Here is a 17,686-nt window from a genome sequence, read left to right as displayed (position 1 = left end):
CTCGTGCGCCGCCGTGCATCCGGCGGTTCACGAGGCTGGCATCATGTGTCGGGTGAGCGCCCCGCACCCCGTTGTGACGAACGCCGATCCCGCCGGCTTCTCCCGGCGAACCCTCCTTCGCGGTAGTGCGGCAGTGGCGGCCGGAGTCGTCATGGTGACCGCTGCCGCGGGCTGCGACCGCGGCCCCGATCCCAACCAGACGACGGCGCAGGCACTCCTGCCGCTGGCGCGTTCAGCACTTGCCGATGCCGCTGCTGCCGGCGCCCTGGCGCCGCAGGTGACCGAATACTCGGCGGCGCTCGGTGTGGTCGCCGCTCAGCGTCGCCAACACGCACAGGCCCTCCGCGAAGAGATCACCCGGCTCGACCCGGGCGCGACCGCCCAGCTCGATCCCTCGAGCGGCCCGGCCCCCAACAGCCCCGCCCCCGACACCACGGCCCCGACGTCTGCCCGTCCGGTCACCTCGGTCGACGAGATGCGTTCGGCCCTGGCAGCGTCGACGAAGGCGGCCCGTGCCGCGGCCATCGGCCTGTCGGGATATTCAGCCGGGCTGGCCGGGTCGATCAGCGCATCGACGACGACTCTCATGGAGGTCCAGCTGGGATGAGCAGCACCACCGATGCACTGGCGAACGCGGCCGGCGCCGAGAACGCCGCCATCTTCACCTACGGCGTGATCACCGCATTCGTCTCGGCGTCCCGGCGCCCGATGGTCGACGACAACATCGCCGCGCACCGCACCGCCCGGGACGCCGTCAACGAGGCGATCACGAAAGCCGGTGGCACACCGCCGGAACCGGCCGCCGGCTACACCCTGCCGTTGACCGTGAATGATCCGGTCGGCGCGGCCAAGGCCGCGGAGGCCGCCGAGGACGATTGCGCCGTCGCATACCGGTCGGTGATCGAGAAGGCAGACTCCGAATCCGCCCGAATCCTCGGCGTCGACCAGCTGACCGCGTCGGCGCGGCGAGCCGCGCAGTGGCGGATCGCCTTGGGCGACAAGCCCGCCACTGTGCCCTTTCCCGGCCGGCGCTGAATCCTCCCCGGCGTCGGCTCAGCCCCGGACGCTCGCGGTGATCGCGTCTGCGGCCTCGGCCACGGGCACCTCGATCGAGTCGCCGGAGAAGCGGTCACGAACCTCGACCACTCCACCGGCATACCCCCGACCGACGACGACAACTGTTGGTACACCTAGCAATTCAGCGTCCTTGAACTTGACCCCCGGCGACGCCTTGCGGTCGTCGAGCAGCACTTCGAGGCCTGCCGAGTCGAGGTCGGCGGCGAGGGTGGCGGCACCGTCGATCGCCGCCTGGTCCTTGTTCGCGATCACCAGGTGGACATCGAACGGCGACACCGCCTGCGGCCAGCGCAGCCCCTTGTCGTCGTGCCACTGCTCGGCAAGCACCGCCACCAGCCGGGAGACGCCGACCCCGTACGACCCCATGGTCAACCGCACGGGCTTGCCACTTTCCCCGAGGACGTCGACCTCAAAGGCGTTGGTGTACTTCTGGCCCAACTGGAAGATGTGCCCGATCTCGATACCCTTGGCGCTGACCAACGGCCCCTTGCCGTCCGGTGACCGATCGCCATCGCGCACCTCCGCCGCCTCGATGGTGCCGTCGGCGGTGAAGTCGCGCCCGGCCACCAGCCCGACGACGTGCCGGTTCGGCTCGTCTGCACCGGTGATCCAGGACGAGCCATCACCGACGCGCGGATCCACAAGGTAGCGAACACCGTTCTCGGCCAGCCCTTTCGGACCAATGTATCCCTTGACGAGGAAGGGGTTGGCAGCAAAGTCGGCGTCGGTGAGCAATTCGAACTCGGCCGGTTCCAGCGACGCCTCGAGCCGCTTGACGTCGACCTCCCGGTCACCGGGGAGGCCGATTCCCAGTAGTTCCCAATCGCCGCCGGGCTCCCGAACTTTCACCAGCACGTTCTTGAGAGTGTCTGCGGCGGTGAATGTTCCGTCGAGATTCGCGTTGGCCCAGGCGACCAGGGCGTCGATGGTGCGGGTATCGGGGGTCTGGTGCACCGTCGCCGCGGGCAGGCCGTCGAACCCAACCGGTTGCGCTGCCGGCGTGACAACGGCTTCGACGTTCGCCGCATAGCCGGATTCGAGGCACCGCACGAAGGTGTCCTCACCGACCTCGCTCTCGGCGAGGAACTCTTCGGACGCGCTGCCACCCATCGCCCCCGAGGTGGCGGCAACGACGACGTAGCGAACCCCGAGACGCTCGAAGATCCTCTGATAGGCCTCGCGGTGCGCGTGGTAGCTGACCTTGAGGCCGTCGTCGTCGAGATCGAAGGAATACGAGTCCTTCATCACGAACTCGCGGCCGCGCAGGATGCCCGCGCGGGGACGTTCCTCGTCGCGGTACTTGGTCTGGATCTGGTAGAGGATCACCGGCAGATCCTTGTACGACGAGTACTCGCCCTTGACCAGCTGGGCGAACAGCTCCTCGTGGGTGGGACCGAGCAGCATGTCGGCGCCCTTGCGGTCCTTGAGCCGGAACAGCGCGTCGCCGTATTCGGTCCACCGGCCGGTCTCCTCGTAGGGGTCGCGCGGCAGCAGCGCGGGCAGCAGGATCTCCTGTCCCCCGATCGCGTTCATCTCCTCGCGCACGACCCGTTCGACAGCCTTGAGTACCCGCAATCCCAGTGGCAGCCAGCTGTAGACACCGGGCGCCGCACGCCGGACGTAGCCGGCGCGCACCAGCAGTTTGTGGCTGGGAACCTCGGCGTCGGCCGGGTCGTCGCGCAGGGTCCGCAGAAACAGATTCGACATGCGAGTGATCACAGGTGGCGAGTCTAGTCGGGGCGTCGACCGGGTTTCTCGACGCATCCGCCGCGCTCGGTATCGTGTTGCGGTGCTCGTGATCCTGCCTCCCTCTGAGACCAAATCCGACGGTGGCGTCGGTCCACCACTGAGCCTGCCTGCCCTGTCCTTTCCCGATCTCGGTCCGACCCGCTGCCGCATCGCCGGGGTGCTCGTCGAACTCGCCGCCGATCTCGATGCGAGCCGCCGCGCACTCGGCCTCGGCAGGACCCAGCTCGGTGAGGTCGACCGCAACGCCGAGCTGTGGCTCTCCCCCACCCGCCCGGCCATCGAGCGCTACACCGGCGTGCTCTACGACGCCCTCGACCACTCCGGACTCACGCGCGCGGGCAAGAACAAGGCGGCCGATCGGCTCGCCATCGGCTCGGCGCTGTTCGGTGTCGTGCGGGCCACCGATCCCATCCCCGCCTACCGACTCTCCGGCGGCTCCAAGCTGCCCGGCCTGCCGACGCTGGCGTCGGTGTGGAAGCCCGAGCTCTCGCGCGCACTCGACGCGGTCGACGACTTCGTCGTGGACCTGCGTTCGGGGATCTACCAGCAGTTGGGTCCGGTCACCGGTGCGGTGACCGCGACGGTGATGACCGAAAGTGCCGACGGCAGCCGAAAGGTGGTGAGCCACTTCAACAAGCACTACAAGGGTCTGATGGCGCGTGAACTCGTACGCACCCGACGGACGATCCGCGACATCAACGTCCTGGCCTCGGTGCTCGCCGACGCGGGACAACGGGTGGAGATCACCCGGGCCGACGAGATCGTCGTCCTGACCGGCTGAGCCACTCGGCCGATGTGCTCAGGCGTGGTCGCGCGCACTCACGTCGTTGACGTCGAGGGTGGCGTTGGCCGCCTCCTGGGCGGCCTGCCCTTCGGCGACCTCCTCGGGGGTGAACCGCATGAACATCACCACGACCGCCGCGATGACGGCGATCCCGGCACAGCACGCGAACCCGAGGCCGTAGCCGTCGGCCTGGGCGGCCAGTTGTGTGGCGTTCATCGTCTCCACCGGTGCGGTGGTACCGCCCTGGGAGAGTGCGCGTGAGGTGACCATCGCACCGACGACCACCAGTCCGACTGCGCCACCGAGGTTCTGGGCCACCTGCGCGAGTGCGGTCAGCGGCCCGATCTCGGTGGGCGCGACACCGGCGACCACCGACAGGGTCAGCGGGATGACGGCCAGGCCGACGCCGAAACCGATGACCACCACCGGTATCGCGATGCTCGGGAAGTAGTCGGGCATATTGGTGGCGATCGACGCGGCATACAGGCAGCCGGCGAGGATGACCGCGCCGCCGGCCAGGACCAGCCAGCGGGGCTGGATCATCAATGCGAGCTTGGACGCGATGGCCGCGGCGACCCCGAGACCGACCGCGAACGGCACCACGGCCAGGCCGCTCTGGATCGGCGTGTATTTCAGGATGCCCTGCAGGTACAGCGAGATGAACACCGCCATGCACATCATGATCATGCTGGCCAGCAGGATCGCCACGAGGGCGGCGACGCGGCTGCGACTGTCGAACAGCCGCAGCGGCAGGATCGGGTTGGCGGCGTGTCGCTCCCACAGCACGAAGGCCACCAGGGCCAGGCCGCCCAGGACGAAGGAGCCGATGACGATCGGCCGGCCCCAGCCGTTCGGTCCGTCGCTGACCGCCAGCACCAGCAGGGTGCAACCAAGAGTTGCCAGCACCGCGCCGGGCACGTCGAGCGGCATGCGCTCGCCTTGCGACTCGCGCAGCGCGAAGAGTGCGCCGATCACGACGGCCAGGCCGATCGGCACGTTGATCAGGAACACCAGTCGCCACGAGATCTGGGTGAGGACGCCCCCGAGGATGAGGCCGGCGACCGAGCCGACGCCCGACATCGCCGCGTAGATGGCGAACGCCTGGCTGCGCGGCTTACCGGGCGCAAAGGTGGTTGCGACCAGTGCCATCGCCGTCGGCGCGGCGACCGCGGCCGAGGCTCCCTGCAGCGCGCGGCCGATCACCAGAGAAGGCTCGTTCCAGGCCAGTCCGCACAGCAGTGACGTCGCGGTGAATGCCGCCACGCCGAAGATGAACATGCGTTTGCGGCCGAAGGTGTCGCCGAGGCGCCCGCCGAGCAACATGAGTCCACCGAAGGCCAGCACATAGCTGGTGATCACCCAGTTCGCAGCCGATTCGCTGAGGGACAGGGAGTCGCGGATGCTGGGCAGGGCGAGCGCGGCGACGGTGCCGTCGAGCACCATCAGCAGCTGCATTCCCGACAGAACCAGGATCGCCAGACCGAACACCGGGCGGTAGTGATCCGTCGGTGCCGTCGTGGCATGGCTCGACGCCGAGGAGGTCGACATACCGGTCGACGCTACCGCCCACGGTCGCGACGATGCCAATCCCTGTTGGCGTATCGGCGCGTGCGGTTGGTGTGCGTGATGGGGTCAGCCGAGGAACGGGACGACGTCGTCGGCGTCGGTGAATCCGGCGACCGCGCCGACGACGACGATGGCCGGGGGGCGCAGTCCCTGGGTCGCGGCGGTCTGCGCGGCGTGCGCGAGGTCGGTGCGGATCACCCGCTGCGAGGGCAGCGAACCGTTCTCGATCATCGCGACCGGGGTGTCGGCGGCGCGGCCGCCGTCGAGCAAGGCCTGCGCGAAGACGTCGATCCGTTCCACCGACATCATCAACACCAGCGTGCCACGCAGCCGTGCCAGCGCCGACCAGTCGACCAGGGAATCGGGATGGTCGGGGGCCACGTGACCGGACACGATGACGACCTCATGGGTCACGCCCCGGTGGGTGACCGGGATTCCGGCCACCTCGGGCACCGAGATCGGGCTGGTGATGCCGGGCACCACCGTCACCGGCACACCGGCTGCGACACACGCCTGCAGTTCTTCGAATCCGCGACCGTAGACGTAGGGGTCGCCGCCTTTGAAGCGGACCACGAACCGGCCTTCCTTGGCCTTGGCGATCAGGACGTCGTTGATCGCCTCCTGCTTCATCGCCCGTCCGTAGGGAACCTTGGCGGCGTCGATGATCTCCACCTGCGGGCCCAGCGCAGCGAGCAGCGCCGGCGGGGCCAGCCGGTCGGCCACCACGACGTCGGCGGCCATCAGCAGCCGTAGACCACGCACGGTGATCAGGTCGGGGTCGCCGGGTCCGCCGCCGACCAGGGCCACACCGGGCGGATGTGCGGCATCGTCGACGCGCAGTTCGCCGTCGGCCAGCGCCCGGCTGATCGCCGCGCGCAACGCCGCCGAGAGCTTGTGGTCACCGCCGGCGAGCACACCGAACTGAATGTCGCGGTGCCGCCCGGATGCCGGGGTGACCGCGGTGCCGAACCGGGCGTCATCGGCACGCACACAAAACGTGTGCCGTCGCTCGGCCTCCTCGACGACCGCTGCGTTGACCTGCGGATCGTCGGTACAGGCCATCGCATACCACGCGCCATCGAGGTCGCCGTCGGCGTAGGCACGCGAATGCACGGTGACACCGGCGAACGACTCGACCGCCGGGGTCGGGTCCACGGCGATCACATGGACCTCGGCACCTGCGGCCACGAGATTGGGCAGGCGCCGCTGGGCCACCGATCCGCCGCCGACGACGACGACCTTGCGGCCACGCAGGTCCAGGCCGGCGAGATAGTGCCCGGGATCGGGACTGTCGTGGCCACGCGTCGATGGAGCATCGCGACCGGTGTTGGCGGGGGTGTCGGACATGACTCGGGAGCCTACCGGCCCGCTCGGTGGGGTGATCCGATCAGAGGGGCAGCTCACCGGTGTGGCGGATATTGGCCCATACGTCGGCGGCCGGGACGCCCAGGCGATGCGCCGACGCCTCCAGCAGCGTGCCGAGTAACAGTGAACTGCAATATTCGCCGGCCGAGGGATCGTCGGCGTGCGTGCGGATCTCGTTCCACCACGTCCGGTTGTGGCTGGCGGCTGCTTCGGCCATGGCGATCGCCGTCGCGAAGCCACGTGGCACCAGTGCACTCTCGCCCGGCGTGGGCGGCGATTCGCAGCGCTCGCAGGCCTCGGTACATCCAGCGCCTTCGGACTCCGGACCGGTGCGGAGATCGCCGCCGAGGTCGATGATCGTCACGCGCCTGCGCTCGCCTTCTTGGCCGCGCGCTCGAGCGCGCGCGCTCGCGCCTGTTCGAACTTCTCGACCTTGACGTTCATCTCCTCGAGGTAGCCGGCGAGCTTGTCGCGATACAACTCGCCCAGCGGGCCGAAATCGTTGCGCTCGAAGATGCGCCACTTGCGTAGCACCGGCATCACGACTTCCGAAAGATGTTGTGGCAGATCATAAATCCCACCCTTGGCGATGAGTACCGCATTGCGCCGGAAGTTCGGCATCGTCGCGCCGGGCATCTGGAAGTTGGTCACGATCGCATGGATGGCGACCATCGCCTGATCGGGAACGAGGTCGAGGGCCCCGGCGACGATGTTGCGGTAGAAGAGCATGTGCAGGTTCTCGTCGGCGGCCACGCGTTGCAGCATGCGGTCGGCGATCGGGTCGCCGCACGCCTTGCCGGTGTTGCGGTGACTCACCCGGGTCGCGAGTTCCTGAAAGCTCACGTAGCTGACCGCGAAGAGCATGTCGAAGCCGTGGTCGCGCTGACCGTCGTCCTCGGGCAGTGGATCGAACCCGTGGGTCATGTGCAGCATGCGCAGCTCCTCGAGCTCCACCGGATCCACGCCGCGGGTGACCACGAGGTAGTCGCGCATCACCGTGGAGTGCCGCATCTCCTCGGCGGTCCACCGTCCGACCCAGAATCCCCAGGCATCGTCGAGCGTGAAGTGCTCGGCGATGACCCGGTGATAGGACGGCAGGTTGTCCTCGGTGAGCAGGTTGGTGATCATCGCGGCCTTGGCGACCTCGGACAGCTGCGACTGTTCGGGATCCCAGTCCACCCCGCCGAGCGCGGCGAAGTTCCGCCCGTCATCCCACGGCACGTAGTCGTGTGGATGCCAGTCCTTGGTCATCTGCATGTGACGTTCGACTTCGGTTTCGCAGACCGGCAGCAGTTCGCGCAGGAGATCCGATCCGGTCATACCGGTGTCGTTGATTGCTGGTCCGATGAGGCTTGTCACTCGTCGCTCCTAGGTATCGGGGCCGTACCGCCGGGGTTACTGCGGGGCTCGCCTCCACTCTCGCGAAACCGCGCCGCGTCCACGTGAGCCGAAGGTCCCGAATAGCCCGGGACCGACGTCGCGATCTGCGGGCGGAGGTGGGGTAATTTCGTCCCATGGCCACCACCGATGCGCGTGCACCCGAGGCCACTCCGGCCCCCTCAGATCTCGCGGCTGCCGATTCTGGTACGCCTGTGCGGGTTTTCCTGGTCGACGACCACGAGCTCGTCCGGCGGGGACTGCGTGATCTACTCGGCACGGCCGGCGACATCGAGGTCGTCGGCGAGGCCGCCACGGTCGCCGAGGCGCGAACCGCGATCCTCGCCGCACGTCCGGATGTGGCAGTGCTCGACGTCCGCCTGCCCGACGGCAACGGGGTCGAGTTGTGCCGCGACGTGCGGTCCGCCGAGCCGTCGGTGCACTGCCTGATGCTGACCAGCTATGCCGACGACGACGCCTTGCTCGCCGCGGTCCTGGCCGGCGCGTCGGGCTTCGTCCTCAAGCAGATCCTCGGCCACAACCTGGTGGCCGCGGTGCGCACGGTCGGTCGTGGCGGGTCACTGCTGGACGACCGCAGCACCGCGGCCCTGCTGGCCAGGCTGCGCGACGGCAAAAAGCAGACCGATCCGCTGGCCGGGCTGACCCATCAGGAACGTGAGGTGTTCAACTTCATCGGCGACGGTCTCACCAACCGGCAGATCGCCCAGAACATGTTCCTGGCGGAGAAGACGATCAAGAACTACGTCTCCCGGATTCTGGCGAAGCTCGACATGCAGCGGCGCACCCAGGTGGCGGTGATGGCGACCAGGATCCGCGACGGCAAGGCATAGCCGGATCCCGGCGCCGAGGGCGCCCGAGATTCCGTCGCCACCGCTCGAGACACCGCCGACAGCACTCTCCCGGCGGCGAGCGCTGTCAGGCCCGACCCTAGGTCAGGTGCCGGCCGAGGAACCTCGCGGCCGCCTCCCCGGCGAACTGTGGCACCCCGGTGTGCCCGCCCATGTTGGCGTTCAACGTCTTCTCCGCGGAACCGAACGCATCGAAGAGATCAAGCGCGGCCTGCCGATCGTTGCCCTCGTCGTCCCACTGCAGCAGGACGTGCAGCGGAATCGTGACCTGCCGGGCCTCCTGGTACATGGCCCGGGGCACGAAACTGCCGGCGAACAGCACCGCGGCCGCTATCCGCGGCTCGCTCGCCGCCAGCCGCACCCCGATGGAGATCACTCCCCCGGAGTATCCGACCGGACCACCGAACTCGGGCAAGGCGAATAGCGCGTCGAGGACGCCCTGCCATTCCGGGACCGACTTGTCCACCAGCGGGACGATGAGTGCGTCGATGATCTCGTCGCCGACCGGCTCACCGGCGGCCAGAGCGCGCCGCAGCCGGGCGCGAGCATGTTCGAGCGTGTCCCATCGGGGCCGGTTCCCGCTTCCCGGAAGCTCGATGGTGACCGCCGCGAAGCCGTCGGCGGCAGCGCTTGCGGCCCGGGCCGCGAGCCGCGGGTACATCATGTCCAGTCCGCCGGGATGACCGAGCAGGACGATCGGCGCCGGTCCGCTTGCCGAGTGGGGCATCCAGATGATGCCGGGGATGTCACCGAGGACGAAGTGTCGTTCGAGGATGTCGTCCCCGATGTGTTGTTCGGAAATGAAATGCATGCCTGCGGCCTTTCGGAGTGCCGTTGCGGAAAGGCGCTCCGGACGACCTATCGCCCGACCGTGGCCCCAACGGGGAGCACCCATGTCGATACTGCGCTCACGGATACCACCTCCTCGTCGTCTGGCACGGCTGAGGTGAAACCTAGCAGAGGTCACCCGCGACCCGCGATCGGTTTTCGCCTTCTATGCCTGCAGCGGCACCGACCACGTGAGAGTGGTTCCGCCACCACGGCCGTCACGGTGGCGCGGACTGGTGTCGATGTCGAAGACGCCGTCGCACTCCTCAGCCCGGCGGGTGAGATTGTCGAGCCCTCGGTAGGTCACGGTGGCGTCGATACCCACACCGTCGTCGCTGATCTCGACGCTGAGCACATCGTCGGCGCTCACCGACACCGAGATGTGCTCGGCGCCGGAGTGGCGCAACGCATTCGACAGTCCCTCGCGCAGCACGGCGTCGATGTGCGGGCCGAGGACGTCGGGAACGATGGTGTCGACCGGGCCGACGAACCGCACACTCGGCGAGATCGGGGCGTGTGCGGACAGTTCGGAGACGATGTCGAGTACGCGCCGGCGCAGAGTGGACGTGTCGTGGTGCCCGGGGACGGTCTGCAGATCGAAGATCGAGGTGCGGATCTGGGCGATGGTCCGGTCGATGTCGGTCATCACCTGATCCAGTCGCGCCGTGGCGGCGTCGTCGACGTGGCCGTCGTTGCTGCGCGCGGCCTGCAGCGTCTGTACCGACATGCCGATCGCGAACAGCCGTTGGATGACATGGTCGTGCAGATCCCGAGCGATCCGGTGCCGATCCTCGAGAACCTCGAGATCGCGTGCCATGTCTTGCTGTTCGGCGTAGACGACGGCCAGCGAGATGATCTCGGCGACACCGGCCAGCCCGGAGATCTCCTCTTCCTCCCAGAATGGCTTGGCGCGGTGGGTGATCAGCACCCAGCCGAAAGCCCCGGAAGCCCGGTGCAGCGGCTGGACGGTCACCCACTGCGCCCCGTGCGCCCCGAGTGGCCCGAATGCCCCACCGAACTCCTCGGCCGGCAATACCGACATCCCACTCGCCGACGGCACCGTCAGATCACGCGCGTCGAGTCCATCTCTCGTGGCACCCTGCACCGACAGGTCTCCTGCTTCCCCGGTGACCAGGTATACCTCGAGCGCCCCGACCAGATCACGAACGTCGGAACACATCCGGGACAGCGTGTCGGACAATGCTATTCCGGCCAGCGGCTCGGAGCCGCGGTGCACGAGTATCTGCATCCAGCGATGCCGGGCGCGGGCCCGCTCGAACAGTCGCGCATTGTCGACGGCGATCCCGGCGGCCACCGCGAGCACCGAGATGAGTGCCTCGTCGAGTTCGGAGAATTCCGCGCCTCCACGTTTCTCGGTCAGATAGATACGGCCGAATATCGCACCGCGGATGATCACCGGCGCGCCCAGGAACGTCGTCATCGGCGGATGATTCGGCGGAAAACCCACCGAGGCAGGATGTTTCGAAAGATCCGGAACGCGCAAGACGTGCGGATCGTCCATCAGGACGCCGAGCACCCCGCGTCCCACCGGCAGCGGACCCATCAGCGCCCGCTGCTCTGGTGTGATACCGGTATAGACGAAGGCGCTCAGACCGCCGTCGGGTCCGCGGACGCCGAGCGCGCCGTACCGGGAATCGAGCACGTCGACGGCCACCTCGACGATGCGCTGCAACGCGTGGTCGAGCTCGAGTCCTTGTCCGACCAGCAGCACCGCCTCCAGCAGATCACGCAGTGTGTCGGGGTTGTCGACCCCGTGCGCGGTCAGCGCCGCGAGCGCCTTGGCCACCTCACGGCCTGGCATGCGCGTTCTCCTCCCGGGTTTCGATGCCCGCCGCCGCCTGCACGAACCGGACGACCGCCCGGGGCACCGCCACCGGATGGACGTGCAGATAGGACGCATGGACGGCCCCGCCGCCGATGCCGTCTGACACCGGCCGGCCTCGACCGTCACGCCACGCCCACGCAGGTTGTGCCGCAGCCAGTTCCACATACGATCGGTGGAATTCGTGGCCGGTGACGCGGGTGCCCGCCGGATGGAGCCCCGAATCACCGACGGCGACCGCGTCACGGTATCCGAGCGTCAATCGCGGCCCGAAGCGGCCGACGCCGTCGATGACCCCGGCCATCGGGTGGCCATCGAGTTCACGACACAGGTACAGCAGTCCGGCACACTCGGCGTGAATGGGACCTCCGGCGCGGGCGTGGGCGACGATGTCGTTGCGCAACTGCACGTTCGCCGACAACTCCGCTGCGTGTTCCTCGGGAAAACCCCCGCCCAGCACAACTGCGGCCGCCCCTTCGGGCAGGCGTTCGCCCAGTGGATCGAAGGCGGCAACCTCGGCGCCCGCGGCGCGGAGCATCTCGGCGTGCTCGGCATATCCGAAGGTGAAGGCGGCACCCGCGGCCACGGCCACGACCGGCCGGCCGGCCACCGGTTGATTCTGCCCGGCGGAGCCCGCCCCGGCGGCCTGCGCGATCGCGTCGTCGGGCGACCAGCTCCGGCCCGACGCCGTATTTCCGCCAGGTGCCGCCGTTCCGCCGCGCGCGGCATCGACGATCGCCTCGACGTCGAGAGCGGCCGACACGGTGGCCGTCATCGCCGCCACGGCCGCCACCGCGTCGGTGCGCCGCTCGGCGGCCGGAATGAGCCCCAGGTGGCGTGAGGGCACCATGAGCTCGGGATCTCGTTGCAGCACACCGAAAACCGATAGACCCACGCGATCGCAGGCCTGCCGCAGCACGGCCTCGTGCCGGGGCGAGCCGACCCGATTGAGGATGACGCCCGCGATCCGTACCGACGGCGAGTACCCGAGGAACCCGTGCAGCAGAGCGGCCAGCGACTGGCTGTGCCCGGCCGCGTCGACCACCAGGATGATCGGTGCACCGATGAGCTTTGCCACATGCGCGGTCGAACCGATCCCATCCGGATCACCGCCGCCGGAATCCTGGGCGAAGCCGGCGCCGATGCCGGTGATCCGGCCGTCGAACAGGCCCATCACCCCCTCGACCACGGCGATGTCGGCACCCGCGGCACCCCAGGCGAACAATGGTGCGATCAGTTCGGCGCCAACGAGATTGGGATCGAGATTGCGGCCGGTCCGGCCGGCCGCGAGCGCGTGATAGCCCGGATCGATGTAATCCGGACCGACCTTGAACGGCGCCACCCGATGACCGGCCGCGCGTAATGCGCCGATCAATCCGGTGGTCACCGTGGTCTTACCGCTACCCGAGGAGGGTGCGGCGATGACCACGGCCGGCGCAGCGCTCATGGCCTCACCACTCGATTCCCTTCTGGCCCTTGCGGCCGGCGTCCATCGGGTGAGCGACCTTACCCATCTCGGTCACCAGATCGGCGGCGTCGATCAGTGCCTGGGGCGCACGGCGACCGGTGATCACCACGTGCTGGCGGCCCGGCCGGGCCGCCAGCACCTCGAGAACCTCGTCGGTGTCGATCCATCCCCAGTCGAGCGGATAGGTGAATTCGTCGAGGATGTAGAAGTCATGCTCCTCGGCGGTCAGCCGCCGGGCGATCTCCGACCACCCCGACCGCGCCGCGGCCGCGTGGTCTTCGTCCGCATCGGCGTTGGCGCGCAGCCACGACCAGCCCTGCCCCATCTTGTGCCACTCGACCGGACCGCCCCGGCCGGTGCTGCGATGTACCTCGTCGAGCGCGGCGAGGGCGGACTCCTCCCCGACCCGCCACTTGGCGCTCTTGACGAACTGGAACACCGCGACGTTCATCCCCGCGTTCCAGGCACGCATCGCCATGCCGAAGGCCGCGGTCGACTTTCCCTTGCCGTCCCCGGTGTGCACCGCGAGCACCGGCATGTTCCGGCGCTGCCGGGTGGTGAGCCCATCGTCGGGGATCTCTGTCGGAATACCCTGCGGCACTGCATTTCTCCTTGACTTGACTTACCCAGGTCGCGGTCAGGCCGCCGAATACGGGGCGCGGGCACGGCCGGCACGTGGCGCAGCGGATCGGCCGATCGCGTCGAGGCCGAGGTTCGCCATGGACAGCAATTCGGCGCTCAGGTGCTCGGCGAGGTCGGCGGCCAGACCCAATCGCACCATGCCCTGCTCGCAATCGACGACGACGGCGTCGATTCCCTTGCGGCCGATCGTCGCCGCCGCGCCCCGGGCCCGGGCGGCGGCGTCGGCTCCCGCCGTGGCCCGCCCGTCGGTCAGCACCACCAACAGCGGGCGGCGATGCGGGTCGGTGCGGCGCGCCCGCGTGATCAACTCGTCGGCCGCCATCAAACCCTCGGCCAGCGGGGTACGGCCGCCGGTACGCACCTGCGCGAGTCGGCGCACCGCGATGTCGACCGACTTCGTCGGCGGCACCGCAACCTCGGCGTCCGATCCACGCGCAACAACCACCGCGACCCGGTCGCGGCGGGTATAGGAGTCCCGCAACAGTTCGACGCACAGTTCGCTGACCGCGGTGAGGCGTCGGCGCGCGGTCATCGACCCACTCAGGTCGACGACGAACACCACCAGGTTGCTTTCCTGCCCGATCCGCGCGGCGCCGCGCAGGTCCGGCCGGGTCACCCGTACCCGCCCCTGCTCGTCGATACCGCGGCCGGCGGCCGAGAGCACCGTCCCGAAGAGGTGAACGGGTGTGCTCGCGTCGAATTCCGTTGCGCCGACCGTGTGTCCGCGTCGACTACGGGCCGCCGACCGGCGCCCCGGGTCGCCGTCGCCGATACCGGAGACGCTCAGTCGATGCAGTCGCGGTGCCCGCTGGGGGTTCCCGACCGTACCGAAGAGTCCGCCGGGCGCCGGTCCGGCCGGACCACCGGCGGAATCGTTCTCGGCCGGGCCGGGCCGCGTGGGTGGTGGCGTCGGATCTGACGAATCGGTCGGCGGACCCGCTGTCTCCGGACCCGCTGCCGACGGCGGGGTCGGGCGGTCGGTGTCACCGTCGGGCCCGGGTTCCGGCGGTTCGGGTCCGTCGGGTGGTGTATCCGGTCCGGCGGCGTCGTCGCCGGCTGCCATCGCGTCTTCGAGTTCTTGCTCGCTCAGTCCGGACTCGTCGAACGGGTTGCGGCGGCGGCGATGTGGCAATGCCAGTTCGACTGCTACCCGGACGTCCTCGGTCTCGACCTCGGCCGCCCCGCGCAACGCCGCATGGGCCGTCGCGGCGCGGGCAACCACGATGTCGCCGCGCAGACCGTCGACCTGAAGGTGGGCGCAGACACCGGCGATCCGACGCAGTTGCGCGGTCGGCAGGACCACGCTTTTCACTGTGTGCCGCGCTTGGGAGATCTGTTGTGCGAGTGCCGCTTCTGCTTGCGCATAACGTTCGGCGAATGCTTCGGGGTCGGCGTCGAAAGCCATTGCGCGACGCACGATCTCCACCCGCTCGTCGACCTCGCGACCGGCACTCACGTCGACGGCGAGCCCGAACCGATCGAGCAACTGCGGACGCAACTCGCCCTCTTCGGGGTTCATCGTGCCCACCAGGACGAAATCGGCCGCCTGGGTGTGCGAGACCGCGTCCCGCTCGATGGTGACGCGACCGCTGGCCGCAGCGTCGAGCAGGACGTCGACGAGGTGATCGGCAAGCAGATTGACCTCGTCGATGTAGAGGACTCCACCGTCGGCCTGTGCGAGCAGGCCCGGGGTGAATTCCGCATGTCCGTCGCGTAGGACCCGCGTGAGGTCCAGCGAACCGATCACGCGGTCCTCGGTGGCGCCGATCGGCAATTCGACGACGCGTCCGGCGTGTGCGCCCCCATCGATCAGCGGTCCGAGACCGCGCACGATCGTCGACTTGGCGGTGCCCTTCTCCCCGCGGATCAGCACGCCACCGATCCCAGGGGACACCGCACTGAGGATCAGCGCGAGTTTGAGCCGATCCTGTCCGACCACCGCGGTGAAGGGGTAGCGGGTCGGTGGGCGGGAGACGTCGGCCGCCCAGACTCCGGTGTCGGCGCTCATCGGGCGCGCTGCCCGGCAGAGCGGATCATCGACACGTGCGGGATGCCGTCCTCGAGGTATTCCTCGCTCTCGGTGCGAAACCCGAAGGCGGCATACAGCTGTGTCAGATATGTCTGTGCCTCGATACGGCACACGTGGTCGCCGATGCGCTCGAGCGCCGCCGACAGCAGTCCGGCCGCCAGTCCTTGGCCGCGGTGGGAACGCTCTGTGCACACGCGGCCGATCCGGAACTCCGGCCGGCCGTCCACATCGGCGGCCTCCTGCATCAGCCGTAGCGTCGCCGCGACCGGAGCCGCCTCGCCCACCTCGTTCCCATCCGCCACATCGTCGGCAACACACCAGAAGTGCTGCGTCGACGCCTCCAGATCACGGCCGTCCAGTTCGGGGTACGGGCACGCCTGCTCGACGACGAACACGTCGACGCGCAGACGCAGAATCCGGTACAGCGTGGCCGCATCGAGATCGGCGGCGCGGCTGTGGTGCAGGCGAAAGGTGTGTGGGGTCGATGACGTCATGATGTCGTCACTATCTCAGACCGCGGCCGCTCCGGTCATCAGGCCGGGTTTCATCGGGCCGTCGTCGCCACCGGATCGTCACCGGTGACCAGCGGCGCATCACCGGTGAGTTGCAGGCTCGCGCTCGTCCAGTCCCACACCTGCCGGAACAGGTCGCGGTTGCCCGAGAGCTTCTGCCCGAACGACGGGATCATCTCGGTCAGCTTGGAGGTCCAGGACCGGTACTGCTCCGGGAAGCACTGTTCGAGCACATTGAGCATCGCCGGGACGGCCGTCGAGGCACCCGGCGACGCGCCGAGCAGGCCCGCGATGGTGCCGTCACCCGCGGCCACCACCGCCGTTCCGAACTCGAGTGTTCCGCCGACGCCCGTCTTGCGGATGACCTGTACACGCTGACCTGCGGTGATCAGCTCCCAATCCTGACCGACGGCTCGCGGCACGAACTCCGAAAGGGTTTTCACCCGGTCGGCGGGGCTGGCGGCGAGTTCCCCGATGAGGTACTTGAGCAGCCCGAATTCCTTCGGCGCGATCGACATCATCGGCACGAGGTTGCCGGCTTTGATGGTGGCGGGCAGATCGGTGATCTTGCCGCTCTTGAGGAACTTCGGCGACCACCCCGCGTACGGTCCGAACAGCAGACCCTTCTTGTGATTGATGACGCGGGTGTCGAGGTGCGGCACCGACATCGGCGGCGCACCGACCGCCGCCTGCCCGTAGACCTTGGCCGCATGCTGCTCGATCAGGTCCGGGTTGGTGCATCGGAAGAACTCACCCGACACCGGGAAGCCGCCGAATCCCTTGGCCTCGGCGATCCCGGACTTCTGCAGCAGGTTCAGGGCTCCGCCACCGGCGCCGACGAAGACGAACTTCGCGTGCACCGCCCACTTCCCGCCGGTGCGGCGATTCTTCAGTTTGACGATCCAGGACCCGTCGGACTGCTTGTTCAGGTTGGTCACCGAATGACCGAAGTGGATGTCGCCGCCCTGACTGACGAAGTTCAGCAGTTGCTGGGTCAGCGCGCCGAAATCGACGTCGGTGCCCTCGGTGAACCAGTTGAGCGCGATGGGATCGGAGAAGTCCCGCCCGGTCGACATCAGCGGCAGGCGTTTGCTGAACTCGGCCGGGTCGTCGATGAACTCCATGCCCTCGAACAGCACCTGCCCGGCGAGCTTTTCATGGCGTTTGCGCAGGTAATCGACGCCGGCTGCACCGTGGGTGAAGCTCACGTGCGGGATCGGGTTGATGAACTCGTTCGGCGAACCCAGGATGCCGTTGTCGACGGCATGCGACCAGAACTGCCGTGACACCTGGAACTGCTCGTTGATGTTGAGCGCCTTGTCGATGTTGACGTCACCGTCGGCGGTCTTGGGGGTGTAGTTCAGCTCACACAGAGCCGAGTGGCCGGTCCCGGCGTTGTTCCAGGGATCGCTGCTCTCGGCGGCGGCGGCATCGAGCCGCTCGAACAGGCTGATCGACCAGCTGGGTTCCAGTTGGCGCAACAGCGCTCCGAGCGTCGCACTCATGATGCCCGCGCCCACCAGCGCCACATCTGTCTTGATCACCGTTTGAGACACCTGGACCCCAATTCACGCAAC

The 17,686-nt window shown here is 68.5% G+C and carries 16 protein-coding genes; 4 read left to right on the top strand and 12 right to left on the bottom strand.

Going from position 1 to position 17,686, the window contains the following annotated elements; all coding sequences use genetic code 11:
- The first annotated feature begins 43 nt into the window (after window positions 1-43).
- Both ACPXB3_RS01115 and ACPXB3_RS01110 read left to right on the top strand, forming a co-directional pair.
- Window positions 44-607 (top strand): hypothetical protein, encoded by a 564-nt coding sequence (locus ACPXB3_RS01115; protein WP_425726000.1) that lies wholly within the window; start codon window positions 44-46, stop codon window positions 605-607.
- Entirely contained in the window at window positions 604-1,035 is a 432-nt protein-coding gene (locus tag ACPXB3_RS01110) for a ferritin-like domain-containing protein (protein ID WP_425703290.1), read from the top strand. The genes ACPXB3_RS01115 and ACPXB3_RS01110 overlap by 4 nt, the downstream gene beginning before the upstream one ends.
- An 18-nt stretch (window positions 1,036-1,053) precedes the next feature.
- Here ACPXB3_RS01110 and ACPXB3_RS01105 read toward each other — a convergent pair whose 3' ends face one another.
- Entirely contained in the window at window positions 1,054-2,784 is a 1,731-nt protein-coding gene (locus tag ACPXB3_RS01105; protein ID WP_425726398.1) for a proline--tRNA ligase, read from the bottom strand.
- Between the two features lie 82 nt (window positions 2,785-2,866).
- On the opposite strand from ACPXB3_RS01105, the gene yaaA reads away from it, so the two are divergent.
- Entirely contained in the window at window positions 2,867-3,607 is a 741-nt protein-coding gene (gene yaaA, locus ACPXB3_RS01100) for a peroxide stress protein YaaA (protein ID WP_425703288.1), read from the top strand.
- A gap of 18 nt (window positions 3,608-3,625) precedes the next feature.
- Here yaaA and ACPXB3_RS01095 read toward each other — a convergent pair whose 3' ends face one another.
- The 4 genes from ACPXB3_RS01095 to ACPXB3_RS01080 all read right to left on the bottom strand — a co-directional run bounded on the left by ACPXB3_RS01095 (window position 3,626) and on the right by ACPXB3_RS01080 (window position 7,900).
- Complete coding sequence (locus tag ACPXB3_RS01095) at window positions 3,626-5,158, bottom strand: DHA2 family efflux MFS transporter permease subunit (RefSeq protein ID WP_425703286.1); 1,533 nt, start codon at window positions 5,156-5,158, stop codon at window positions 3,626-3,628.
- A gap of 84 nt (window positions 5,159-5,242) precedes the next feature.
- Window positions 5,243-6,523, bottom strand: coding sequence for a uroporphyrinogen-III C-methyltransferase (gene cobA / locus ACPXB3_RS01090; RefSeq protein WP_425703284.1), 1,281 nt, complete (start codon window positions 6,521-6,523; stop codon window positions 5,243-5,245).
- 40 nt (window positions 6,524-6,563) lie between these two features.
- Window positions 6,564-6,905 carry a hypothetical protein gene (locus tag ACPXB3_RS01085; RefSeq protein ID WP_425703282.1) on the bottom strand — a complete coding sequence of 114 codons (342 nt, stop codon included), beginning with the start codon at window positions 6,903-6,905 and terminating at the stop codon, window positions 6,564-6,566.
- On the bottom strand, window positions 6,902-7,900 hold the full coding sequence (locus tag ACPXB3_RS01080) for an acyl-ACP desaturase (RefSeq protein ID WP_425703280.1): 999 nt from the start codon (window positions 7,898-7,900) through the stop codon (window positions 6,902-6,904). Before ACPXB3_RS01080 ends, ACPXB3_RS01085 begins: the two co-directional genes overlap by 4 nt.
- Before the next feature lie 155 nt (window positions 7,901-8,055).
- Between ACPXB3_RS01080 and ACPXB3_RS01075 the strand changes: the two genes are divergently transcribed.
- Window positions 8,056-8,769: a response regulator gene (locus ACPXB3_RS01075; RefSeq protein ID WP_425703278.1), complete on the top strand. Its 714-nt coding sequence runs from the start codon at window positions 8,056-8,058 to the stop codon at window positions 8,767-8,769.
- Window positions 8,770-8,866: 97 nt separating this feature from the next.
- On the opposite strand, the gene ACPXB3_RS01070 is transcribed toward ACPXB3_RS01075, so the two are convergent.
- The 7 genes from ACPXB3_RS01070 to mqo all read right to left on the bottom strand — a co-directional run bounded on the left by ACPXB3_RS01070 (window position 8,867) and on the right by mqo (window position 17,665).
- Window positions 8,867-9,598: an alpha/beta hydrolase gene (locus tag ACPXB3_RS01070; protein WP_425703276.1), complete on the bottom strand. Its 732-nt coding sequence runs from the start codon at window positions 9,596-9,598 to the stop codon at window positions 8,867-8,869.
- Between the two features lie 183 nt (window positions 9,599-9,781).
- Window positions 9,782-11,437 (bottom strand): GAF domain-containing protein, encoded by a 1,656-nt coding sequence (locus ACPXB3_RS01065; RefSeq protein ID WP_425703274.1) that lies wholly within the window; start codon window positions 11,435-11,437, stop codon window positions 9,782-9,784.
- Window positions 11,424-12,905: a cobyrinate a,c-diamide synthase gene (locus ACPXB3_RS01060; RefSeq protein ID WP_425703272.1), complete on the bottom strand. Its 1,482-nt coding sequence runs from the start codon at window positions 12,903-12,905 to the stop codon at window positions 11,424-11,426. Before ACPXB3_RS01060 ends, ACPXB3_RS01065 begins: the two co-directional genes overlap by 14 nt.
- 4 nt (window positions 12,906-12,909) lie before the next feature.
- On the bottom strand, window positions 12,910-13,527 hold the full coding sequence (gene cobO / locus ACPXB3_RS01055) for a cob(I)yrinic acid a,c-diamide adenosyltransferase (RefSeq protein WP_425703270.1): 618 nt from the start codon (window positions 13,525-13,527) through the stop codon (window positions 12,910-12,912).
- A gap of 36 nt (window positions 13,528-13,563) precedes the next feature.
- Complete coding sequence (locus ACPXB3_RS01050; RefSeq protein ID WP_425703269.1) at window positions 13,564-15,576, bottom strand: VWA domain-containing protein; 2,013 nt, start codon at window positions 15,574-15,576, stop codon at window positions 13,564-13,566.
- Window positions 15,573-16,091 carry a GNAT family N-acetyltransferase gene (locus ACPXB3_RS01045; RefSeq protein ID WP_425703267.1) on the bottom strand — a complete coding sequence of 173 codons (519 nt, stop codon included), beginning with the start codon at window positions 16,089-16,091 and terminating at the stop codon, window positions 15,573-15,575. The genes ACPXB3_RS01050 and ACPXB3_RS01045 overlap by 4 nt, the downstream gene beginning before the upstream one ends.
- A gap of 50 nt (window positions 16,092-16,141) precedes the next feature.
- A complete protein-coding gene (gene mqo / locus ACPXB3_RS01040) occupies window positions 16,142-17,665 on the bottom strand; it encodes a malate dehydrogenase (quinone) (RefSeq protein ID WP_425703265.1) in 1,524 nt (507 codons plus the stop codon).
- Window positions 17,666-17,686: the final 21 nt, after the last annotated feature.

It is taken from the genome of Gordonia sp. DT219 (genome assembly GCF_049847065.1).
Lineage (GTDB): Bacteria > Actinomycetota > Actinomycetes > Mycobacteriales > Mycobacteriaceae > Gordonia.
The sequence above is the reverse complement of the archived record's forward strand: the minus strand, read 5'-3'. Positions and strand labels throughout refer to the sequence as shown.